27 protein-coding genes and 1 tRNA gene are annotated in these 22,502 nt (G+C 35.7%); 14 read left to right on the forward strand and 14 right to left on the reverse strand.

Annotated elements, in window-relative coordinates:
* Positions 1–70: 70 nt before the first annotated feature.
* Complete coding sequence (locus WC623_RS20725) at positions 71–1,162, reverse strand: mannose-1-phosphate guanylyltransferase (protein WP_372854697.1); 1,092 nt, start codon at positions 1,160–1,162, stop codon at positions 71–73.
* 16 nt (positions 1,163–1,178) lie between these two features.
* Positions 1,179–2,144 (reverse strand): SIS domain-containing protein, encoded by a 966-nt coding sequence (locus tag WC623_RS20730; protein WP_372854699.1) that lies wholly within the window; start codon positions 2,142–2,144, stop codon positions 1,179–1,181.
* An 89-nt stretch (positions 2,145–2,233) separates the two neighbouring features.
* Here WC623_RS20730 and recQ point away from each other — a divergent pair, with 89 nt between their 5' ends.
* Both recQ and kdsA read left to right on the forward strand, forming a co-directional pair.
* Positions 2,234–4,423 (forward strand): DNA helicase RecQ, encoded by a 2,190-nt coding sequence (recQ, locus tag WC623_RS20735; RefSeq protein ID WP_372854701.1) that lies wholly within the window; start codon positions 2,234–2,236, stop codon positions 4,421–4,423.
* A gap of 16 nt (positions 4,424–4,439) precedes the next feature.
* Positions 4,440–5,255, forward strand: coding sequence for a 3-deoxy-8-phosphooctulonate synthase (gene kdsA / locus WC623_RS20740; protein WP_372854703.1), 816 nt, complete (start codon positions 4,440–4,442; stop codon positions 5,253–5,255).
* Positions 5,256–5,282: 27 nt separating this feature from the next.
* Here kdsA and WC623_RS20745 read toward each other — a convergent pair whose 3' ends face one another.
* Positions 5,283–7,178 (reverse strand): OmpA family protein, encoded by a 1,896-nt coding sequence (locus WC623_RS20745; protein ID WP_372854705.1) that lies wholly within the window; start codon positions 7,176–7,178, stop codon positions 5,283–5,285.
* Between the two features lie 54 nt (positions 7,179–7,232).
* Entirely contained in the window at positions 7,233–7,856 is a 624-nt protein-coding gene (locus WC623_RS20750; RefSeq protein ID WP_372854707.1) for a 7-carboxy-7-deazaguanine synthase QueE, read from the reverse strand.
* 78 nt (positions 7,857–7,934) lie between these two features.
* On the opposite strand from WC623_RS20750, the gene WC623_RS20755 reads away from it, so the two are divergent.
* A complete protein-coding gene (locus WC623_RS20755; protein WP_372854709.1) occupies positions 7,935–8,276 on the forward strand; it encodes a Rieske (2Fe-2S) protein in 342 nt (113 codons plus the stop codon).
* A 25-nt stretch (positions 8,277–8,301) separates the two neighbouring features.
* Here WC623_RS20755 and WC623_RS20760 read toward each other — a convergent pair whose 3' ends face one another.
* From WC623_RS20760 to WC623_RS20780, 5 genes are all read right to left on the reverse strand, one after another.
* On the reverse strand, positions 8,302–9,183 hold the full coding sequence (locus tag WC623_RS20760; RefSeq protein ID WP_372854711.1) for a bifunctional 5,10-methylenetetrahydrofolate dehydrogenase/5,10-methenyltetrahydrofolate cyclohydrolase: 882 nt from the start codon (positions 9,181–9,183) through the stop codon (positions 8,302–8,304).
* Positions 9,184–9,236: 53 nt separating this feature from the next.
* A complete protein-coding gene (gene lepA / locus WC623_RS20765) occupies positions 9,237–11,024 on the reverse strand; it encodes a translation elongation factor 4 (protein ID WP_372854713.1) in 1,788 nt (595 codons plus the stop codon).
* A gap of 114 nt (positions 11,025–11,138) precedes the next feature.
* Positions 11,139–11,879, reverse strand: a complete 741-nt coding sequence (locus tag WC623_RS20770) for a copper homeostasis protein CutC (RefSeq protein WP_372854715.1) — start codon at positions 11,877–11,879, stop codon at positions 11,139–11,141.
* Between the two features lie 68 nt (positions 11,880–11,947).
* The gene (locus WC623_RS20775; protein WP_372854717.1) at positions 11,948–12,751 is read right to left on the reverse strand and encodes a nitrilase family protein; all 804 of its coding nucleotides are present in this window, start codon (positions 12,749–12,751) and stop codon (positions 11,948–11,950) included.
* 24 nt (positions 12,752–12,775) lie between these two features.
* Positions 12,776–13,921, reverse strand: coding sequence for a methionine aminotransferase (locus WC623_RS20780; RefSeq protein ID WP_372854719.1), 1,146 nt, complete (start codon positions 13,919–13,921; stop codon positions 12,776–12,778).
* A 69-nt stretch (positions 13,922–13,990) separates the two neighbouring features.
* Between WC623_RS20780 and WC623_RS20785 the strand changes: the two genes are divergently transcribed.
* Positions 13,991–14,761, forward strand: coding sequence for a queuosine precursor transporter (locus WC623_RS20785; RefSeq protein ID WP_372854721.1), 771 nt, complete (start codon positions 13,991–13,993; stop codon positions 14,759–14,761).
* Between the two features lie 36 nt (positions 14,762–14,797).
* Here the strand turns inward: WC623_RS20785 and WC623_RS20790 are convergent, their stop codons facing one another.
* From WC623_RS20790 to WC623_RS20805, 4 genes are all read right to left on the reverse strand, one after another.
* Positions 14,798–15,175 (reverse strand): GreA/GreB family elongation factor, encoded by a 378-nt coding sequence (locus tag WC623_RS20790; RefSeq protein ID WP_372854723.1) that lies wholly within the window; start codon positions 15,173–15,175, stop codon positions 14,798–14,800.
* 167 nt (positions 15,176–15,342) lie between these two features.
* Positions 15,343–15,489 carry a hypothetical protein gene (locus WC623_RS20795; protein WP_372854725.1) on the reverse strand — a complete coding sequence of 49 codons (147 nt, stop codon included), beginning with the start codon at positions 15,487–15,489 and terminating at the stop codon, positions 15,343–15,345.
* 48 nt (positions 15,490–15,537) lie between these two features.
* Positions 15,538–15,990 (reverse strand): RES family NAD+ phosphorylase, encoded by a 453-nt coding sequence (locus WC623_RS20800; protein ID WP_372854727.1) that lies wholly within the window; start codon positions 15,988–15,990, stop codon positions 15,538–15,540.
* 1 nt (position 15,991) lies between these two features.
* Positions 15,992–16,456 carry an antitoxin Xre/MbcA/ParS toxin-binding domain-containing protein gene (locus WC623_RS20805; RefSeq protein WP_372854729.1) on the reverse strand — a complete coding sequence of 155 codons (465 nt, stop codon included), beginning with the start codon at positions 16,454–16,456 and terminating at the stop codon, positions 15,992–15,994.
* Positions 16,457–16,754: 298 nt separating this feature from the next.
* Between WC623_RS20805 and WC623_RS20810 the strand changes: the two genes are divergently transcribed.
* The 10 genes from WC623_RS20810 to WC623_RS20855 all read left to right on the forward strand — a co-directional run bounded on the left by WC623_RS20810 (position 16,755) and on the right by WC623_RS20855 (position 22,339).
* Positions 16,755–16,931: a histone H1 gene (locus WC623_RS20810; protein ID WP_372854731.1), complete on the forward strand. Its 177-nt coding sequence runs from the start codon at positions 16,755–16,757 to the stop codon at positions 16,929–16,931.
* Between the two features lie 102 nt (positions 16,932–17,033).
* Entirely contained in the window at positions 17,034–17,687 is a 654-nt protein-coding gene (locus tag WC623_RS20815; RefSeq protein ID WP_372854733.1) for a YceH family protein, read from the forward strand.
* Positions 17,688–17,773: 86 nt separating this feature from the next.
* A complete protein-coding gene (locus tag WC623_RS20820) occupies positions 17,774–19,030 on the forward strand; it encodes a YeiH family protein (RefSeq protein ID WP_372854735.1) in 1,257 nt (418 codons plus the stop codon).
* A gap of 130 nt (positions 19,031–19,160) precedes the next feature.
* Positions 19,161–19,233, forward strand: a tRNA-Lys gene (locus tag WC623_RS20825).
* A 353-nt stretch (positions 19,234–19,586) separates the two neighbouring features.
* Positions 19,587–19,721, forward strand: a complete 135-nt coding sequence (locus WC623_RS20830) for a hypothetical protein (protein WP_372854737.1) — start codon at positions 19,587–19,589, stop codon at positions 19,719–19,721.
* A gap of 181 nt (positions 19,722–19,902) precedes the next feature.
* A complete protein-coding gene (locus WC623_RS20835; RefSeq protein WP_372854739.1) occupies positions 19,903–20,178 on the forward strand; it encodes an immunity 17 family protein in 276 nt (91 codons plus the stop codon).
* A 180-nt stretch (positions 20,179–20,358) separates the two neighbouring features.
* The gene (locus tag WC623_RS20840; protein ID WP_372854741.1) at positions 20,359–20,877 is read left to right on the forward strand and encodes a hypothetical protein; all 519 of its coding nucleotides are present in this window, start codon (positions 20,359–20,361) and stop codon (positions 20,875–20,877) included.
* Positions 20,878–21,067: 190 nt separating this feature from the next.
* Entirely contained in the window at positions 21,068–21,637 is a 570-nt protein-coding gene (locus tag WC623_RS20845; RefSeq protein WP_372854743.1) for an imm11 family protein, read from the forward strand.
* A gap of 308 nt (positions 21,638–21,945) precedes the next feature.
* Positions 21,946–22,125, forward strand: coding sequence for a hypothetical protein (locus WC623_RS20850; RefSeq protein ID WP_372854745.1), 180 nt, complete (start codon positions 21,946–21,948; stop codon positions 22,123–22,125).
* A gap of 31 nt (positions 22,126–22,156) precedes the next feature.
* Positions 22,157–22,339, forward strand: coding sequence for a histone H1 (locus WC623_RS20855; RefSeq protein WP_131607471.1), 183 nt, complete (start codon positions 22,157–22,159; stop codon positions 22,337–22,339).
* A gap of 64 nt (positions 22,340–22,403) precedes the next feature.
* Here WC623_RS20855 and WC623_RS20860 read toward each other — a convergent pair whose 3' ends face one another.
* Positions 22,404–22,496: an IS3 family transposase gene (locus WC623_RS20860; protein WP_372854749.1), complete on the reverse strand. Its 93-nt coding sequence runs from the start codon at positions 22,494–22,496 to the stop codon at positions 22,404–22,406.
* Positions 22,497–22,502 lie beyond the last annotated feature (6 nt).

Genomic DNA, 22,502 nt, shown 5'->3' on the forward strand with positions numbered 1-22,502 from the left:
GTAATAAAAAGACATCCGAACCTGGTTTTTAGTCCAAATTCGGATGTAGGTATAGAATTTAGTTTGAAAGCTAGATGTATTTTGTGCCAAATTTGGCTTTTACATCTGCAACAACTTGTTTTATAGATTGTTCTTCTGAACGTGGACAAATTAGTAATGTGTTGTTAGATTCTACAACAATATAATCATGTAATCCCTGAAGAATAACCAGTTTATCTTTAGGTACATTAACCATGCAATTTGAAGAGTCGAACATCATTACTTTTTCAGTAGGTATCACCGCGTTGCCAACATAATCATGTTCAGCAATATCATATATTGAAGCCCACGTGCCTAAATCAGACCAACCAAATTCTGCAGGTAACACATAAACATTATCAGCTTTCTCCATAATGGCAAAATCTATAGAAATGTTTGTGCATTGCTGATAGGCATCACTGATGAATTGTTTTTCATTTTCAGTGTTATATAAAGCGCGTCCCTGTAAAAATATCTCGTGCATATCAGGAAGGTGCTTGTGGAATGAATCATTTATAGATTTTGCAGACCAGATAAATATCCCTGCATTCCATAGGAAGTCACCACTTTGTATAAAAGACTTTGCGAGCTCAATATTTGGCTTTTCAGTAAATATCTTCACTTTATGGATTTGCTCGTCAGTCTTAAGTGTATTTTCTACATATTGAATGTAACCATATCCTGTATCTGGTCTGCTTGGTTTAATACCTAGTGTGATCAGGCAATTGTTCTCAGAGGCTGCTTTTAACGACTGTTCAATTGCTGCTACAAAGGCATCCGGATTAGTTATGGTATGATCTGAAGGTGCAACAACTATGGTTGCATTTGGATTCAGACTTGCAATTTTCATTGAACCATAAGAAATACATGGTGCTGTGTTTCTCATGATAGGCTCAGCCAGGATCTGATTTTCTTTTAGGTCAGGTAATTGCTCTTTAACGATATCTATATAGATTTCATTAGTTACAATAAAAATATTTTCAGGCGGACATATTTTTAAAAAACGTTCATAAGTACTCTGAATCAAAGTTTTTCCGACACCAAAGAAGTCAATGAATTGTTTTGGGAACTCTGTCCTGCTTACCGGCCAGAACCGGCTGCCAACACCGCCGGCCATTATCAATGCGTAATTATTCTTATTCATGCTAAATTAGAAAGTGTTATATGATGCCTTCCTGAAGAAGGTCATGCAAATGTACGATACCAAAGTAATTTCCAGCATCTGTTACTAACAATTGGGTTATGTTATTCTGTTTTATGACATCAAGCGCACTTATTGCCAATAAATCTTTTTCGATTCTCTTCGGATTTGAATTCATTAAATCTCTAGCTTTAATATTGCTTAAATCAGAATGATTCTCCAGCATCCTCCTAATGTCACCATCAGTAATGATACCTAGAATCTTGTTCATCTCTACAACAACAACAGCACCTAAACGGTTTCTGCTAATTTCAACGATCACATCTTTAACAGAAGCATCCGGGCTAATACTAGGTTTGTGGTTCTTAAGTGCCAAATCACCTGTTTTTAAATATAATTTTTTACCTAACGCTCCTCCAGGATGATATCTTGCAAAATCCTGCTCATTAAAATTCCGGGTATGCAATAAACATATTGCAAGTGCATCACCCATAGCAAGCTGGGCAGTAGTACTTGTCGTTGGAGCTAGGTTATGTGGACAAGCCTCTTTTTCAACCGTGGTATTTAAAACCAGATCAGCTTGTTTAGCCAGTTCCGAATTCATTTGTCCTATCATACCGATCATGATGTTCCCTGACTGTTTAAGAAGGGGAGCGAGTACTTTTATTTCTGGCGTATTTCCGCTGTTCGAAATGCAGATAACAATGTCATTTTTCTGGATCATTCCAAGGTCGCCATGTACCGCATCTGCAGCATGCATAAATATGGAAGGCGTACCTGTTGAGTTGAAAGTTGCTACAATTTTTTGTGCAATTATGGCACTTTTACCAATTCCAGTAACGATTACACGTCCGCTACTTTCAATAATTAAGTCAACAACCTTAACAAAATCATCATTTACATTTTTAATTAAGCCTAAAATTGCATCAGCCTCTAACTGTAAAGTGCTGACACCCGCCTCGATAATAGATTTTTTACTTTTCAAACAGAATTTATTAGTATATTGATGCTTTGAATTAGTGCAAAATTATGTTATTTTGAAGTAAAAATAGCACTGAATATTTTATACACGAAATGGATGTGAAAAAGTCGTTGTTTGACAACTTACAAACCTTTTTTGGTTTTGACAATTTTAAGGGTGATCAGGAGTCAATAATCACCAATGTTCTTGAGAAGAAGAACACTTTTGTGATCATGCCCACAGGAGGGGGGAAATCCATATGTTACCAGTTGCCTGCATTGATGAATGAAGGTACTGCAATCGTTATTTCACCACTAATAGCACTGATGAAAAATCAGGTAGATCAATTGAGAGCTTTTGGTGGAAGTGATAGTATTGCACATTTTTTAAACTCTTCACTGAACAAAACAGAAATTGCCCAGGTAAAAGGGGATTTATTAAGCGGACAAACCAAGTTACTTTATGTAGCTCCTGAGTCGCTTTCTAAACAAGATAATATTGAATTTCTGAAACTGATAAAAATATCTTTTGTAGCGGTAGATGAAGCCCACTGTATTTCCGAGTGGGGACATGATTTCAGACCTGAGTATCGTAAGATCAGACAGGTTATTAGTGGCTTAGGTGAGGGAATTCCCATCATAGCCTTAACTGCAACAGCCACCCCTAAAGTGCAGCAGGATATCATTAAAAATCTTCAAATGAGCGATGCAACGCTGTTTAAGTCTTCATTTAACAGACCCAATTTGTTTTATGAAATCAGACCTAAACGAGATATCATTAAAGAGATTATCAGGTATATTAAATACAACACTGGTAAATCTGGAATTATCTATTGCTTAAGCCGTAAAAAGGTTGAGGAGGTGGCTGAAGCATTGAATCTGAACGGTATCAAGGCTTTACCTTACCATGCTGGATTAGAACCTAAAGTTAGAGCAGAAACTCAGGACAAGTTCCTGATGGAAGATGTAGAGGTAATCGTAGCGACCATAGCTTTTGGTATGGGGATCGACAAACCTGATGTTCGTTTTGTAATACACCATGATATTCCTAAAAGTATGGAAGGCTATTATCAGGAAACGGGTAGAGCCGGAAGAGATGGTGGAGAAGGTGTTTGTATTGCTTTCTACGCACAAAAGGACGTAGATAAATTGGCTAAGTTTATGAAAGATAAACCTGTTTCTGAAAGAGAAATAGGGACACAGATTTTAAAAGAGGTTATTGATTATGCTGAATCTGGAGTTTGCAGAAGAAAACAGATCCTTCACTATTTCGGAGAAAACTTTAACGAAACAGGTTGTAACTGTATGTGCGATAACTGTAAAAAGCCGAAAACTCTTTTTGAGGCCGAAGATTCATTGTCTTTACTCCTAAAATTAATCCAGAAAGTAGGTGAGAAATTTGATGATTCGCATATCCTGAATTTAATTATGGGATCTGAAACGGCACAAACTATTGCTTACGAACATAGTAAACTGTCTGAATTTGGAATTGGCGTTGTAGAAGGAGAGAATTATTGGAAATCCCTGGTTAGACAGGCTGTATTAAATAACTTCCTTTCTAAGGATATTGACAATTACGGATTACTTGGTTTAACTAATTCAGGACGCGACTTTATCGAAAATCCATATAGTCTTAAATTCATCCTGAATGAGCCAATTGAAAGTGCAGCGGATGATGATGAAGATGATGTAAAACATGGCTCAGGAACAACAGATACTCAGTTATTGCAACTGCTTAAAGATCTGCGAAAGAAAATAGCCAAACAAAAAAATGTACCTCCATTTGTCGTTTTCCAAGACCCATCACTAGAAGAAATGTGTACGCATTATCCTATAGCTATGGATGAGCTGAAGCAGATTTCTGGAGTAGGAAATGGTAAGGCATTAAAGTTTGGTGCTCCCTTCCTGGAATTGATTAAGAAATATGTGGAAGACAATGATATTGAGCGTCCTATAGATCTGATTATTAAAACACAGGCTAATAAATCACAACTTAAAGTATCCATTATTCAAAACATCGACAGAAAGATAGGTCTTGAAGATATAGCTAAGGCTAAAGGCATCACTTATGATGATATTCTTAAAGAAATAGAAGCTATCGTAAACTCAGGAACTAAATTAAACCTGAACTACTTTGTAGATGAAGTAATTGACGAAGACAGACAAGATGAAGTATTTGATTATTTCCAATCTGCTGAAAATGATTCTATAGACGAGGCATTGAAAGAATTGGGAGAAACAGACTACTCGCGCGAAGAAATACAGCTGATGCGTATAAAGTTCATGTCTGAATTAGGAAATTAATACTATAACAACAGTAATGACCAACATTTCATTAGATAATTTAAAAAATATAAGTTCTGGTAACTTCTTTTTAATGGCAGGTCCATGTGCCATAGAAGGCGAAGAAATTGCATTTAGAATAGCTGAACGACTGGTAACAATTACCGATAAATTAGAGATCCCTTTTATTTTTAAAGGTTCTTATCGTAAAGCGAACCGTTCTAAAGGTGGTTCTTTTACAGGAATAGGTGATGAAAAAGCATTAAAAATTTTAGAGAAGATCGGAAAGACTTTTAATGTGCCTACCGTAACTGATATTCATGAAAGTGCAGAAGCGGCTATGGCAGCAGCTTATGTTGATGTGCTTCAAATCCCTGCATTCCTTTGTCGTCAGACAGATTTATTAATTGCTGCGGCTAAAACAAATAAGGTAGTTAACGTTAAAAAAGGTCAGTTCCTTTCTGCTGGATCAATGAAGTTTGCAGTAGAAAAAATTGTAGAGTCAGGTAACAATAAGGTAATCCTTACGGATAGGGGAAATACTTTCGGCTACCAGGATTTAATTGTCGATTATCGTGGAATTCCGGAAATGCAAAGTTTTGGTGTTCCTGTAGTAATGGATTGTACACACTCATTACAACAACCTAATCAAAGTTCTGGTGTAACTGGTGGTAAGCCAGAGTTGATAGAAACCATTGCTAAAGCTGCTATTGCAGTTGGTGCTGATGGATTGTTTATTGAAACACACCCGGATCCGGCTAATGCAAAATCGGATGGCGCAAATATGCTGCATCTCGATTTGATAGAAGAGCTATTAGTGAAACTAATTAGAATAAGAAAAGCGGTTATTTAACCGCTTTTTTAGTTTTAATACGTTAAACTAGATTTTAGTCACTACAAAAGAAGTCCTTCTATTTTGTTTTCTCTGAGCTTCTGTATCGTTCGTTGTTATAGGTTTTTTAGCTCCATAACCTTTAAAGCTGAGTCTTTCCGGAGTGATTTTATTTTCGATCAGGAAATCATAAACAGCTTTAGCACGTTGCAATGATAGTTTTTCATTAATTACATCATTACCCACATTATCAGTGTGCCCTTGTATCTCTATAGCCAGACTGGCATTGTCTTTAAGCAGGTCTTTAAGTGTATTTAGTTCTGTAACAGATGCGGGTAACAGATCGTATGAATTAGTGTTAAAAAAAACATTTTTCATCACCATATTTTTTCCAATAATCAGTTTATCCAGTTTAACAGATAAAATAAATGGATTATTGATATAAGATGTATCAAGCGCATAGTTTTCTGAATAGAATATATAACCATTTGCACTTACATTAAAGGCATAATTTCCTCCAATAGGCATCACGGCTAAAAAATCGCCTGTTTCGACCGATGTATAATCGCTATACTCAATTTTCCTGCTTTTTAAGTTGACAACCTGAACTTTAGCTTCTAAAAAAGCATTGGTCTCTCTGTCTGTCACAATCCCTTTAACATAAGTAATAGGAAGTGGCTTTTTACTTTCCGGCATTTTAAACTGGTAAATATCCATATCCCCATAACCACCTTTTAAGTTTGATGAAAATAAGCCATAATTACCATCAGGAGTTACAATTAAACCTGTTTCCTCATTAAAAGTATTAATAGGGTAACCAAGATTTTGGGGTTTGGACCAATTGCCTTTTTCATCAGAACGGCTCATGAAAATGTCTTTGTTCCCCATTCCTGGCCAGCCGTCAGAAGAGAAGTATAAAGTCTTCCCATCAGGATGTATAAAGGGAGTATGTTCGTCGTAAGGTGTATTAATTGATGGCCCAAGGTTTTCGGGACTCGTCCAGAACCCATCAGCTTTTAAGGTACTTTTCCATATATCATAACCTCCTAAACCACCAGGTCTGTTACTTACAAAATATAAAGTACTTCCATCGGAACTAATAGCAGGTTGAGATTCCCAATAACTAGAATTAATTGGTGCACCAAGGTTAAACGGTTCGCCCCATTCTTTTCCCTTTTTATGACTAACGTAAATATCACAACGGCCTAAACCATCCGGACGATTGCAACCTGTGAAAAACAGATACCTGCCATCAGCAGAAATAGATTGAGCTCCTTCATTATATTTCGAAGTATTAATCTGATTACTTAAAGGAATGGGGCTACTCCATTGTTTATCCTTCAAAGTTGAAACATAGAAATCTTCATTATCATCTATTTTTCTGCTAAAAATAAGCTGGTTACCATCGGCAGTAACGGAAGGAAAATAATCTCGGTGAACAGAATTGATTTCAGCTCCCATATTTAAGGGTTCGTATTTTATAGGGTTTTTCAATGCGATTATAGCAAACTCACAGTCCTTTAAATACTTTTTTGCCTTGTTTATAAAATCAGGATCATTTCCTTTATAAGTGTTTATAAACTGATTTAGGTGTTTTAAGGCATTGTTATAATCTCCGGTATACATCTCAGCTTCAGCATATCCGTAATAAAACCTGGCTTCCAGGTTGTTACCTAAAGCAAGTGCACTGCTATAGTTTTGCTTTGCCTCTTCATAAGATTTTAGTCTACGGTTGATGTCTGCTAACTGGAAAAAAGCAAACTGAAAAGCAGGATCTGCTTTCACAGCTTCCTGTAATAAAATTATTGCCTGATCATAATTGTTAGATGCAAGCTGTACCTGTGCCTTATCATAACTTGATTGCGCTTTTTTTACCTTAGAGGTTTGCGCATTAGTGTTTTTGATAATACAAAAAAGGAATAGTAAAAGCGCAATTTTCTTCATTTATGCCAAGTTATAACAACTATACCATTAAATGTAAAAAAAAATCTATTCCGTTTAAGGGATATTTAGATACTTATGTGTCTGTAAGGAAATTTCCCACTTAGGATTCGCCATTACATAATCAATAATCAGGGGAGTCATTTCTTTAGATTTTGACCATTCTGGTTGTAAATATAACTTACAGTTTTCAGAAACTGATTCTGCATATTTCTCTGCCCATTCAAAATCACTCTTATTAAAAACAATTACCTTAAGCTCATTTGCAAAAGGAGTAATATCAGGCCGTGGAGCTTTAAATTTCTTAGGAGATAAACAAATCCAATCCCACTCTCCAGATAAAGGGTAAGCGCCAGATGTTTCTATAAAAGTTAATATGCCCTTACTACGAAGTGATTTTGTTAGATAATCCAGGTTATAAATCAAGGGTTCACCTCCGGTAATCACAACAGCTTTTCCAGGAAAGGTATCCGCTTTCGCAACTATATCGTCAGATAAAGTAAGAGGATGTAATTCAGCATCCCAGCTTTCTTTTACATCGCACCAGTGGCACCCCACATCACAACCGCCTAAACGGATAAAATATGCTGCTTTTCCAGTGTTAAATCCTTCTCCCTGTATAGTGTAAAACTCTTCCATTAAAGGAAGTAACGTGCCGTCTTCTGGTATTTGATGTGCCATAATTAAGGAGGCAAAGGTAAATAAATATCTGTTGAAAATGAGATTATATGTATCTTGACACCAATAAATGACCAACTCATGAATAAGTTAAAGTGGCATAAAATAGATACCGAAATACCAGAAGAGGAATTTGTGAAACAAATTATGGTTGATGGTAAAAAGTTATGCCTTGTAAAACATGAAGGAGAGTTTTTTGTGGTACAGAATTATTGTCCACATGCAGGAGGTGTATTAAGTGGTGGTTGGTGTAAAAATGGCCATTTGATTTGTCCTATCCATCGCTGGGAATACAATTTATATACAGGAAGAGGAGCAGAGGGGCAGGGCGACTATATAAATAAATATCCCGTAGAGCTCAGGGCCGACGGGATATATGTAGGTTTTAAAGAAAGTTGGATTAAAAAGCTGTTTGGCAGTTAATACCAATTCCTTTTATAATATCTATTTAGCTGTAAATTTCGCCTTTAGCTGATGCCAGTGTATTTTTAAGTAATCCTACGATGGTCATCAAACCAACACCACCCGGTACCGGAGTAATCCATGAAGACTTAGGAGCAACATTTTCAAAATCAACATCACCATATAACTTATAACCAGACTTAGTCTGATCAGAAGTTTCTCTGTTGATACCTACGTCGATAATAATCGCACCTGGTTTTACCATATCAGCAGTAACAAAGTTCTTTTTACCAATTGCAGCAACAATAATATCAGCTTGCAGAGCTAATTCTTTTAAGTTTGCAGTTCTACTATGTGTAAGCGTTACTGTGCAGTTTCCTGGATTAGCATTGCGTGCCATAAGAATACTCATAGGGCTACCAACAATATTACTACGACCAACTACGACACAATGTTTACCGGTAGTATCAATTTGATAAGCCTGTAACATTAATAAAATACCATAAGGTGTAGCTGGAATAAAACAAGGAAGGTTACGCATCATTCTACCCAGGTTTACAGGGTGGAAGCCGTCAACATCCTTGCGGTAGTCAATCATTTCAGTAACTTTTTCCGGATCAATATGCTTAGGAAGAGGCAGCTGTACAATTAAGCCATCAACACCTGCATCCTGATTAATCTCCTGAATTTTCTTTAACAATTCATCTTCAGTTACAGTAACATCATACCTGATCAGAGAGGACTGAAAACCAACCTTCTCACAGTTTTTCATTTTACTGGCAACATAAGTTTCACTACCACCATCATTACCTACTAAAATTGCAACCAGGTGTGGTTTTCGGCCACTAGTAGCTAAAAAGTCTGCAGCTTCAGCTGCTATTTCCTGTTTTATTTTTTCAGATGCGAATTTTCCGTCAAGTAACTGCATGTATGATAATGTTGTTTGTTATTAAAAATTAGATGAACTTATAAATTGAAAGACTAATCCAGTTTTAGAACAGCCATAAATGCTGTCTGAGGAATCTCTACGTTACCAACCTGGCGCATACGTTTCTTTCCTTGCTTCTGTTTTTCAAGTAACTTACGTTTACGCGAAATATCACCACCATAACATTTAGCAGTAACATCCTTACGTAAAGCACTAAGTGTTTCCCTTGCAATAACTTTTGCACCAATAGATGCTTGTATTTTAATCTCGAATTGTTGACGAGGAATAAGTTCTCTCAGTTTTTCGCAAATTTTCTTTCCAAAATCATAAGCATTGCTACGGTGGATCAGGGAAGATAAAGCGTCTACAGGCTCTTCATTAAGCAACATATCTAACCTTACCAGGTCTGATTTGCGATAACCTATTTGATGATAATCAAATGAAGCATAACCTTTAGAAATTGTTTTTAACTTATCATAGAAATCGAAAACGATCTCACCCATAGGCATTTCAAAAACAAGTTCTACACGATCTGATGTTAAGTATGACTGATTAATAATAATACCTCTTTTTTGGATACAAAGTGACATTACAGGGCCAACAAATTCTGCTTTTGTAATGATATTTGCTTTAATGAAAGGCTCTTCAACAGATTCTAATTTACTTGGATCTGGTAAATCAGACGGATTGTTTACCGTTACTTCATCTCCTTTGGTTGTAAAAGCAATATAAGAAACGTTGGGAACAGTAGTAATAACCGTCATGTCAAATTCACGCTCCAAACGCTCCTGGATAATTTCCATGTGTAGCATGCCAAGGAATCCGCAACGGAAACCAAAACCTAATGCAGCAGAACTTTCTGGTTCGAAAACAATTGAAGCATCGTTTAATTGCAATTTATGCATCGCTTCACGTAGCTCTTCAAAATCATCAGTATCAACAGGGTAGATACCTGCAAATACCATTGGTTTAACCTCTTCAAAACCTTGAATAGATTCTAATGAAGGTCTGTCAACAGTCGTAATAGTATCGCCAACTTTTACTTCACGGGCTTCTTTAATTCCAGAAATGATATAACCTACATCACCAGTTTTAACTACGCTGCGTGGCGACATATCTAATTTAAGGATACCAACTTCATCAGCCAAATACTGTTTGCCAGTATTGATGAACTTTACTTTATCACCCTTTTTAATTTCGCCATTTACTACTTTATAGTAAGCGATAATTCCCCTGAAAGGATTAAAAACAGAGTCAAAGATCAATGCTTGTAAAGGAGCATCTGGTTCACCCACTGGTGCAGGAACACGGTCTACAATAGCCTGAATGATATCGGGTATACCCATTCCTGTTTTTCCAGAAGCAGGGATAATTTCTTCACGTTTACAACCGATCAAATCAATAATCTGGTCTTTTACTTCCTCAGGCATTGCCCCAGGTAAGTCCATTTTATTCAAAATCGGGATGATTTCAAGGTCATGCTCTAAAGCAAGATATAAGTTTGAGATGGTTTGTGCCTGAATACCTTGAGATGCATCTACAATGAGTAGTGCGCCTTCGCAAGCAGCAATAGAACGAGACACTTCATAAGAAAAATCTACGTGTCCAGGTGTATCAATCAGGTTGAAATTGTATTCAATTTCACCAACCTTATAATTCATTTGTATGGCGTGGCTTTTGATCGTGATACCACGTTCACGCTCTAAATCCATGTTATCCAGCAATTGAGCTTGAGACTCACGTTGTGAAATGGTTTTAGTATATTCCAATAAACGGTCAGCTAAAGTGCTTTTACCGTGGTCAATATGTGCAATTATGCAAAAATTACGTATGTGCTTCATCAGTTGCGCAAATATAAGAGTTTGACTCGATTATTTTATGTAATTTAATACGTACAGTATTTAATTTACATCCTCTGCACAAATGTATCTGTCAATATGCTCACCTTGAAGAGGTTAATAAGGGATATTTGCCAATTCAATTAACATTTTAACCGTGTTGGCGTCGGTAAGATCGTAACTGAATTCATCAGCTGTACTTCCCATATTTAGCTTTGGGTTTTTAAAGATCATAGTGCTTTTTACAGGATATTTTGCTGAGGCATGGAATTCTAATGCACCTGTAGTTTTTATCAATTCCGTAATGTTGTTTGTATTAATACCTGCACCAGGCATGATAATAATACGACCAGCGGCCAGTTTAATCAGTTTTGCAATTCTATCAGCCCCGTTGATTGCGGAAGATTCTCCGCCAGAGGTCAGGATTCTTTCACAACCTAGGGAAATAATATCTTCCAATGATGTTTCCAGATTATTACTCATATCAAATGCCCGATGAAAAGTAACAGGCATAGGACTAGCCAACTCAATCAATTCAGCACATCTCTCTTTGTCTATACTACCATCAGCCTTTAAAATACCAATGACAACACCATCACAATTTAAAGCTTTACAGGTTTTAATATCGGTTTTCATTAAATTGAATTCCAGATTAGTGTACAGGAAATCGCCACCGCGAGGCCTTATGATAGGATATACTTTAATAGATAGTATCTCTTTAGCCAGTGCGATTTGTGCATAGCTGGGAGTGGTTCCACCTTCTGATAAATTATCACACAGTTCAACCCGAATCGCTCCACCTTTTTGTGCTGCAAGTGCAGACTCTAATGAGTTTGCACAGACCTCAATATTTACCATATAACTGATGTAGAAATAGCAGTTGATTTTATAAACATCCGGCGACTAAACATAATGTCGTATTGTGATTAAATGATATCAAACTTGTCTGCATCCTTTAAAAAAGGAAAGCTTCTTCTTGTTTTTACCAATTCTTCGTAACCAATGCTAAAAGTATAAAGATCTTCGTCTTCAGGTTTATAATAAACCGTTTTACCCATAGGGTCTATACACATAGAATGGCCGCTATGGTAAACTTCTTTTCCGTCATGACCAACTCTGTTGGCCGCAATTACATAGCTCTGGTTTTCAATTGCACGAGCAGGAATAAGGGCTTTCCAATGCGATGAACGCTTATCAGGCCAGCTGGCAATTAATAATAAAATATCGTATTCTTCATCTTGATTACGCAACCATACAGGGAAACGAAGGTCATAACATATTGCTAAACGTATTTTCCATCCCTTTAATTCCACAATAACTTTTTCAGTTCCAGGTGTGTAAGTTTTGTCCTCACCTCCTAATCCAAATAAATGTCTTTTGTCATAATGACTGGAAGTACCATCTTGTAGCATCCAGATTAAACGATTGTAATAATTCCCGTTTTCCTTAATGATCAGACTTCCTGTAACTACGCTATCGTACTTTTCAGCAATCTGTTTCATCCACAGCATTGTTTTACCATTCATTTCTTCAGCCAGTTCAGCTGCATTCATACTGAAACCAGTATTAAACATCTCAGGCAAAACAATCAGATCAGTTTTTTCTTTTACTCCCAAAGAAAGACGGAGTGCAAGGTTTTGTAGGTTTTTGTCAATATTTTCCCAGAAAAGATAGGCCTGGAAAATGGTGACTTTTAAGTTATTTATGTTTAAGTATTTAGGGCTGTCCATTATTCTAATTTATAGGGATGTAAATTATAACTTCATTAGTCTCTCAACGGCTTTTTCGAGTGTTTCTTGCTTCTTGGCAAAACAAAACCTTAATACCTGATGATCGGTATGCTTCATATAAAATGCTGAAACCGGAATACTGGCTACGCCAAATTCTTTAACCAATCTTATGGCCATGTCCGTATCCTTTTCTTGATTTAGATGCGCATAGCTAACGCATTGAAAATAAGAACCGTTACAAGGTAATAATTTAAACCGGGTTTCTGCAAGTAAGCTACTGAAGAAATCACGTTTTTGTTGAAAAAAATGAGAAAGACCCATATAGGTTTCTTTATCTTTTAAATAATTGGCAATACCGACTTGCATAGGAGTATTAACGCTAAAAACATTAAACTGGTGTACTTTTCTGAACTCTTTCATTAAATTTTCAGGAGCCAGACAGTATCCTGTTTTCCAGCCAGTAGCATGTAGTAACTTTCCGAATGAAGCAGTAATGAAGCTTCTCTCTCTTAATTCAGGATACAGGGCAATACTGCGATGTTTATTGTTGTCAAATATAATATGTTCATATACCTCATCGCTCAAAATCAAGATGTCTGTGTTTTTTGTAAGCTTAATTAAGGCTTTAATATCTTTGTCAGATAAAATACAGCCTGTTGGATTTTGAGGGCTGTTTAAGATGATCATTTTAGTATTGGCAGTAAACAGCTTTTTTACCATTTCCCAATCAATCTCATAATTAGGAGGGGATAATTCGTAAGGTTTAACCAATCCGCCTAATAATTTAATTGCCGGAGCATAAGAATCATAAGCAGGTTCAAAAATAATCACCTCATCACCAGAATTAATACATGAACTCAAAGCTGTAAAAATGGCCTGAGTTCCGCCTGCTGTAATCGTAATTTCAGTATCTGGATTATAGTTTGCACCATAAAGGTCACTTACTTTTTCAGCTATAAGTTCTCTAAGTACAGGTAAGCCGGGCATAGGGGCATATTGATTATTGCCATTTAACATGGCATCTGTAACAAAGTTTAACAGTTTCGGATCGCATTCATAATCGGGAAAGCCTTGTGACAAGTTTACTGCGTTGTGTTCTTCAGCTAGCTTAGACATTACGCTGAAAATGGTAACGCCTGTGTGGGGTAATTTTGACTGTATAGATATCATGTTACAACGAAAATAGAAATAAATATTTTATAGCCTTATATCAGATTTATTTAATAATTTCAACCTGCTATGAGTTTTAGAACAAAAGAGAGTAAGTTGTTACTTGTCCTGGGTGCCTTTTTTGTTGCCAATGCAATTCTATCAGAGTTTATTGGTGTTAAAATTTTTACGGTAGAAGGAACAATAGGCATAAAGCAGTTTGATATAAATTTATTTGGTGTACCCAACCTATCTTTTCATATGTCAGCAGGAGTGCTTACCTGGCCAATAATATTCATCATGACAGATATTATAAATGAATATTTTGGAGTAAGACAGGTGCGTTTTTTATCTATACTGACTGCTATTTTAATCTCTTATGCCTTTATCGTTGTGGGTGCTGCAATGCACCTGCAGCCCTCAGATTTCTGGGTTAATCAAGATGTAAATGGGCAAAAAGTAAATATGAATATTGCATTTGCAGGTATATTTGGCCAGGGAATGTGGATAATAGTAGGCTCTATTACTGCATTTTTAGTTGGACAAATTGCTGATGTACTGATTTTTCACCGCATTAAAAAGATAACTGGCGATAAAGCTCTTTGGTTAAGGGCTACAGGCTCCACAGTTGTCTCTCAATTTATAGATAGCTTTGTTGTTATTTTTATAGCATTTTACTTAAATCCTCAATACCATTGGAGCTTCCAAATGGTAATGGCAATCGGACTGGTAGGTTATGTTTATAAATTTATTGTTGCTATTTTAATGACACCAGTGTTGTATCTCGTGCATAGTATTATTGATGGCTATCTGGGTAAAGATCTTTCGCAACGCATGATAAAAATGGCAGGCAGGAGATAAGGCCGAAGCAATATCTCCCCCTTCGACACATTTTAATTATAATCTGTTTACTTCAAGAATTTTGAATTCCTGGATGCCGTCCGGCATTTCCCAGTTAATGCTGTCGCCAGTTCTATATCCAAATAAAGCAATTCCTATCGGTGCAAAAACAGATACTTTCTGAACTTTTATATTTGCTTCCTCAGGCATTACCAATTTAAATGTAAATTCTTTTCCTGTTTTAACATTGGCAATACGTGCCTCAGATTTTAAACAAACTACGTCTAAAGGGAGTTCATCTTCAGAATAAATTGTAGCTGCTTTAAGTTCTTCTCGTAATTTCTCTTTATTATAAGCGCTCATGTTCGATTTCTCTAAATGTTCTTTTAATAATTTGAAATCGCTTTTTGATAATGATAATGATTTTGTTTCCATGATTTTAATTCTCTTAAATATGATGTTATATAGTTTAAGGGCTATCAAAAGAATAACCCTATGCAGATGTGTTATAAAGCTGTTTGTTGAAAAAAATAATAAGGAATGATGATTCAGAAAATTTCTGAGCCCCTGAATCGAAGAAGGTGATAAGAATGATTCGGGGCTTAAATGATAAAGTCCTTACTGGTTACCTGGAATGTGAAACCTAATGGATAGTTTTCTCTAAAGAACCTTTTGAACAGGGCATAGGCTTGCGATTGACTTTTATTGTAAGTCATCATTGCAGCTTTATGAATACCTGTTTGTTCCATTTTTGCTAATGTCGTCAGCTTTTTTCAAAAATCAAAGAAAAATGAAGATTATGACATTTTTATCCGCTTGTCAAAAATGAAAATTTCTGATTTTAACAGTTTAATGGATTTGAAATCAGGATGTTTAGGGTTAATGAGGTAGTTGTATTCAGCATTGATAATGGCTGATGGTACTTTTAATATTGCTGACTTACCAGCTATGATCCAATCTTCTCCTAATTTCTGGGTAACTGGCATATTGTGAAATTCAGTCCAGTCTGTTTGTAACTTTTTCTGTTCTATAGATAAGATAACTAAGTCATCAGGAATTTCAATAGTCATTACTTTGAACGATTGATTTAGCCCTATTTGATTTCTGTGCACTACATTTTCAAGGCAGGCGAGAGATCTTGAGCCTGCTGTATAGATCATTTCTATATCATTAGGATTCCATCGCGCTGCTCTTCCCGAGGCTTGTAATGAATCCGTATATTTTGCCAGTCCAATCCGAAATACCTGCATTTTACGCTAAATCACCGTATTCTATGCGGATAAGTTCTTCTTCAATGAGGGAAATGCCTGTAATCGTATCCATCAAATCAAAAGGTATTTGGTTTCCTAAGCCATAAGAGGGCATATTAAGCCATTGGTAAAATGCTTTTGCAGAACCAAAAACAGCAATTCCTTTATCAAATAATGAAAAAGATTTTAATAGTTTTTCACTTAAGGAAGCATCTAGCTTAGAAGAACTGATTATATAATTTTGTATTGTTTTTACATTGGTCTTAAAAGTATCCTGAAATTCTTCTTTACTAAAGCCAGAAAGATTTAAAAAATCAAGAGCGGCTTTTGCTGATAAACCCTTTTTGGAATTGGTTAATAAGCTTATCGGGTTGTCATATAAAGATTGGTACGGCGCAATAATTGTGCTTTCGGCGACGATAGAAACCTTTTCTTTAGTTTTATATGGTTTTGGAGTAGCAGCCATTTTGGGTTATATTTAAAATCTATTCAAATGTAAGAATTTTTTCTGTATTTTTTGGAATTTTTTCTAAATAGATTCATTTACTCTGAATTAATATAGATGTCTGATTATTACAAAATGATAGCTTTTGAATTAATGATTTTAGATCCGAAACATCTTGATGAAAAATATTTTAGATAGAAAAGTGCAATAACGGACGAGTTATGTACGTTTATTTGTAAAATAATATATATTTGACTTAAAATAAAAACTAAACATGAAAACTGCCTGGGTAGCTTTCATATAATTAAAAAGAAAAAACATGGAAAAATTTTCAAAAGTTAAAGAATTATTAGCTTCTGTAGAGGCTGATGCAGAGAAATTTTATAGTGCAGGTAACAATGCTGCAGGTACAAGAGTACGTAAAGCAATGCAAGATTTAAAAGTTCTGGCTCAGGAGATCCGTACAGAGGTTACTGAAAAGAAAAATGCTAAATAATAAGAATTAGTATAGATATCAGTAACCCGCCTTGGGTTGGTTACTGATATTTTTTGAGGCATGTTAAATGCCGTAATAAATGATTTATTTCTATCTTTAGAAATGGAATCAACACAAACTTTACCAGTCCTTGATGCTGTTGAGCTTCGCGTTTTAGGCGTGCTAATGGAAAAGTCAAAGACAACGCCAGAGTATTATCCAATGACAATAAATGCGATTACACTGGCTTGTAACCAAAAAACCTCTCGTAAACCAGTCGTTCAATACGATGATCAAACAGTAATTCTTGCACTTGATACTTTAAAAAGAAAAGGCCTTGTATCTACAGCCACAGGTGGCTCAAGTCGTAGTGTAAAATACAAACATAACTTTGCTATTGTTTTTCCTGTTCTTCCACAAGACGTAACCATTATATGTTTATTGATGTTAAGAGGGCCACAAACACCTGGTGAGCTCAATACAAATTCTGGTAGGATGTACGAATTTGAAACATTAGATGAGGTACAAGAAGTATTGGAAAGACTTTCTGCGCCAGAAATGCCTTATGTAATGCAGCTACCAAAGCGTCCTGGTCAAAAGGAAGTTCGATACGCTCATTTGCTGGGTGGTATTCCTGACCTGACTCAGATTGATTTACAGGATGAGGTAAGCAACAACAGACCTTCTAGTGAGTTGGAAAGCCGACTGAGTAAAGTTGAGCAGGAATTGTCTGATCTAAAAGAAGCTTTTGATAAGCTGATGCAGGAATTGTCCTGATTCTAAACTTATATCTATTATTCACTTAATTTAAGTGAAAGGGGATGGGTATGACTTTAATATCGTAAACACACAAATTAAATATAATGTCAGAAAACAAAAAACTCAGTATCCATGAAGATTGGGTAGTCGTAATTTTAGGTGCTTTAACAATCATTTTAGCTATTTCAGGATTTGTATTGCGCGTTCCAGTATTTGGCTGGAAGAACATGACAGATCTTTCTACACTCGTACTTTCTACTTCAAACCTGCAATTAATTGGAATACAATTCCTATTTGTAATTGCAATAGCTGCACTAGGTGCAATACTAATGGGTAAATCAGTGAAAAATGCTGTATTAACCTTTCCAGCGGTTTATATCTTAACCATTCTTGCACTGATATTGGCTGGTAATGCTCAGGTTAAGGCATTAAATCTTGAAGCTGTTATCTTTAGTTTAACTATAGGATTGATCATTGGTAACTTCTTTAAGCTTCCAGAGTGGTTTAAAACGTCACTGTCCACCGAACTGTTTGTTAAGATCGGACTTGTGTTATTAGGTACAACAGTTATTTTCTCTGAAATATTAGAAGCAGGTTCAAAAGGTTTGCTACAATCCCTGGTAGTAGTACTATCTGTATGGTATTTTGCTTTTTGGTTATGCAAAAAATTAAAAGTAGACAGTGAGTTGACTATGATGATTTCAAGTGCGGTATCTATATGTGGTGTTTCTGCTGCAATTGCAACTTCAGGAGCCATCAAGGGAGATTCTAAAAAACTTTCCTATGTCATTTCAATGGTTTTAATTACAGCTATACCAATGATGATCTTTATGCCTTACATCGCGAATTACTTTAATTTTCCTCAGGCAGTGACTGGTGCATGGTTGGGTGGAAGTATTGATACAACAGGGGCTGTAGTTGCTTCTGGTAGCTTAGTAGGTGAGGAAGCATTAAAGATTAGTACAATCGTAAAATTTTCTCAAAACGTATTGTTAGGGATTGCTGCTTTTGCAATCTCTATCTATTGGACAGTTACACAGCACCCAGCAGGTAAGGAGGCAGAGTCAAAACCAACAATAAAAGTAATCTGGGAACGCTTTCCTAAGTTTGTAATAGGTTTTGTAGGCGCTTCACTATTGTTTTCCTTCTTTATAACACCAGAAGTAAATAAGGAAGTAAAGGGAATGCTGAAAAATATGCAAGGTTTATGGTTTGCACTTGCATTTACAAGTATTGGCCTGGAAACAAACTTTAAAGATCTTTTTGGTAGGAATAGCAAGACACCATTCTATGCTTTTATAATTGCGCAAGGGTTCAATATCATTATTACATTGATTATAGCATACTTTTTGTTTAGCTAGTAAGGGTTATAAGGAAAATAATCTATCTGTAAATAAATGACTTATATAGGTGCATTGATTTTTTTTAAAATTTCTTTATAAGAATAAATTAATAATTCTATCTTTGCACCCTCTTCAAACAACAGAAGATGATTCCGTAGCTCAGCTGGTAGAGCATTACACTTTTAATGTAGTGGTCCTGGGTTCGAATCCCAGCGGGATCACAGAGAATAGTAACAAAACGTATAAAAGCCTGCAAATCAAATGATTGCAGGCTTTTTGCATTTAGTGAAAACTTCAAAATATTCAAAATCCGCAAAAAATAGGTGAGTGATTAGGTGAGTAATTTGAGGTTCCGATTTACTCACCGAATAACGTGTAACTATTTGTTATTAAGTTAGTTATAAATTTAAACAATTTGATGCGTAAAGACTGCAAGGCTAACTTTGTTAACCTTAAATCTTTGATTATGAAAACCAATTTCAGTCTGCTCTTCTACATGAAGAAACAAAAAACTATCTTTCTGGTGGAGCACCTATCTATTTAAGATTTACCGTAGCAGGTAAATGTTCCGAGATTGCAACAGGTAGGGTATGCAAGCCAAAACAAAGCAGCGGGAACCCGTTTGCGTAAGGCTTTCCAGGATATTAAAGTTTTGTCTCAGGAAGGACGTAGCGAGGTTACTGAACTGAAAAACAAAGAGAGTAAATAGCAGTATAACTGTTTTGGGAGAAGGCCCTGCGTCAATTATAGATGCAGGGCTTTTTTTATTAGGAACCATTAACGTTCCAGGATATTTTTGCTATTTTGATTCTATATTTTGGCTTGGGTTTGGGTAGATAATCAAAAATCAAGGCACTAAAGTAGTTTTGCAAAACAAATATTTATGTACAATGGAAGAACAAGCAAAAGACAAAAGTTATATAGACCAGCTTGGAGAATATTTTCAACAAAATCCTACTATTTTTGGTTGGTTAATGGTTGCTTTAGGCGCTCTTTTTTTATACGGGTCTATCAGACGTTGGGGCTGGTTATTTGAAGGTGGCGATGGCATGTTCAATATAGCCTGGCTAGCTGAAACCTTTGGCTTCAGAACTGCACAAATTCTTTATGTGCTCCTTTCTTTGTTATTTATAGGAGCCGGATTGGCATGGGTATACTTTTTTTAGTTTTCATGTGAATTGTTAGAAAAAAAATCACTAATTGATCATATTCTTTTAGAGGACAATGGTCAGGAAATTAAAAATTACGAAGTAACCCAAACTGTTAAAAATCTGCAACACTCAAAAGTTACAGGACTTCAGCGAAGAGTAATAAATGTTCTGAAAAAACAACTTTAAATTACAATTATGCAAAATGAAATTTTTATAGATTTCTTAAATCAAACAGAATGGAACATTAGTAAATTATCCATTAATAAAGAAATAGACTTTAATAAATTGGCAAATGGCAGATTATTGAAAGTTCCCGAGGATATCAAAAATTTTGTCCAATCATTTGAAGTATTAGCAAATAAAGAAGATAATATTTGGTTTCTTTCCTTAAAAGATTATGAAAGCAAAACAGATGTAGCCTTCCCTTGGAATGAGTTTGAAAAGCAAAGTTTAGATAGCATTGATGATGATATGCAAAATGATATTATTAAATTTTGGGCATCACATCTTCCAATTTTAATGACTGTAAAAAATGGTTATCAATATGTAGCTGTTGGAATAGGTGAAAATAACAAAGGAGAGATTTTTTACGGAAGTGAACCAGAATATGAAGAGGCGGTTTTAATCGCTAAGTCTTTTTCAGAATTTAAAGAAAAATATTTGGAGGCATTAAACGGAAATCCTTTTTCTGACTATTACAAGTTTCTAATATGAAAAAATAGCTCTCGAAAAGTCAGAAAAGATCCATAATTTAAGGACGCAGAAGCCAAAGGAATTTCTACTCATAAAGGTATTCCTAAGGCAGCGAAGAAAGAAATTGAAGCTGCCAGAGTTCGAGAATTGAGAGAGCTTGGGCTTGAATTGCTGACTGGAAATCTTAATATATTTTGAATAAATATTGATTATGATATATTATAAGCTTATAAATGCATTAAGTGAGCATGAAGATGCATGGGATTTGGGTGAAATTTTGAACTTTGGCGAGTTCGAGATAAAAAAGATGAATACTCCCGAGTGGGAAAATATTGTTGATAAACCAATTGAAATAGAAATTGATGATGAATACGGATGTGATGAAAGTGACTTTAATTTATCAACTACAGGTATTCAAATTATTAGCGAGAAATTTAGAAACTTACTTACTGGTGATGAAGCTGAATTTTATCCTGTAGTATTCACAAACATTGAACCTAAGCAAAATTATTTTGCTTTACGAATAAGCAACTTTTACGATTGTGTGGATGAAAAGAAATCAGAATTTGAGTATTGGAATGATGCAGAAGTTCAAATGGTGCCAGTGCGGGAGAATACCTATAAAAGTTTGAATAGGTTTTCTATTGATAGTACGAAGTGTGGCGATGCAAGAATTTTTAGGATATTGAAATATTTTCCTACCATAATAGTAACCGAAGATTTGAAAAAATCATTCGAGGAACTGGGTATTACTGGTTTGAAGTATGAAAAACTTGGATAAATCAGTTGAAGTTTTTGGGTTTACTGATATTATCGTAAACCTGCTGCTGAAGTCTTAATGTCCTTCTTTTTCTTGATAGGCTCGTGTGAAATCAGCAACATCCATCAGATTTCATTGGGAAGGCTTTCAGCTTTTGATACATTTTCTGCCTATTGAATTCTAGCAAATCTGGTTTTTGCCATATGGGGATTGAACTCTTAATCTAATCTCCCAAGATAACCTGATGCATCCAGGTCTGGATAACAGGGGTTAGGGAACGCCCAGGTGTTACTGCATTAACGGAGGCGGGGGAACTAAAGAAGTTACAGATGGAGGCCGTACCACGGTTTGGTAACCTGAATTTCTTTAGCCTGGACAATTGGCCTGTCAATAGGGAGCAGTTTCAGAAAGTGGTTAAACAAGGAAAGGATATTTCCGCTGGAAAGGAAAAGGGTACCTCTCAAAGCCAGAAATGGCGATGTAGCGCATTTGGAGTTTTCATCAATTAATTTATAAATTCACCCCCTTAAACTATTTATTATGTCAGCATTTGAAAAATTGAAAGAATTGGTAGCTGCTACTGAAGCAGATGCAACAGCTTTTTACACTAAAGGAAACAAAGCAGCGGGAACTCGTTTGCGTAAGGCTTTCCAGGATATTAAAGTTTTGGCTCAGGAAGGACGTAACGAGGTTACTGAACTGAAAAACAAAGAGAGTAAATAGCAGTATAACTGTTTTGGGTAAAAGGGCTGTCGAATTTGGACTGCCCCCAAAAGTTTAGACAAATTTAGTTATTAGATTTGTTATAATGAGCCCGATATTCCATCGGGCTCATTCCATTTAAATTCAATTTTAATCGTTCGTTATTGTAGTAACAGATATAATC

Source organism: Pedobacter sp., from assembly GCF_041645105.1.
GTDB lineage: Bacteria > Bacteroidota > Bacteroidia > Sphingobacteriales > Sphingobacteriaceae > Pedobacter.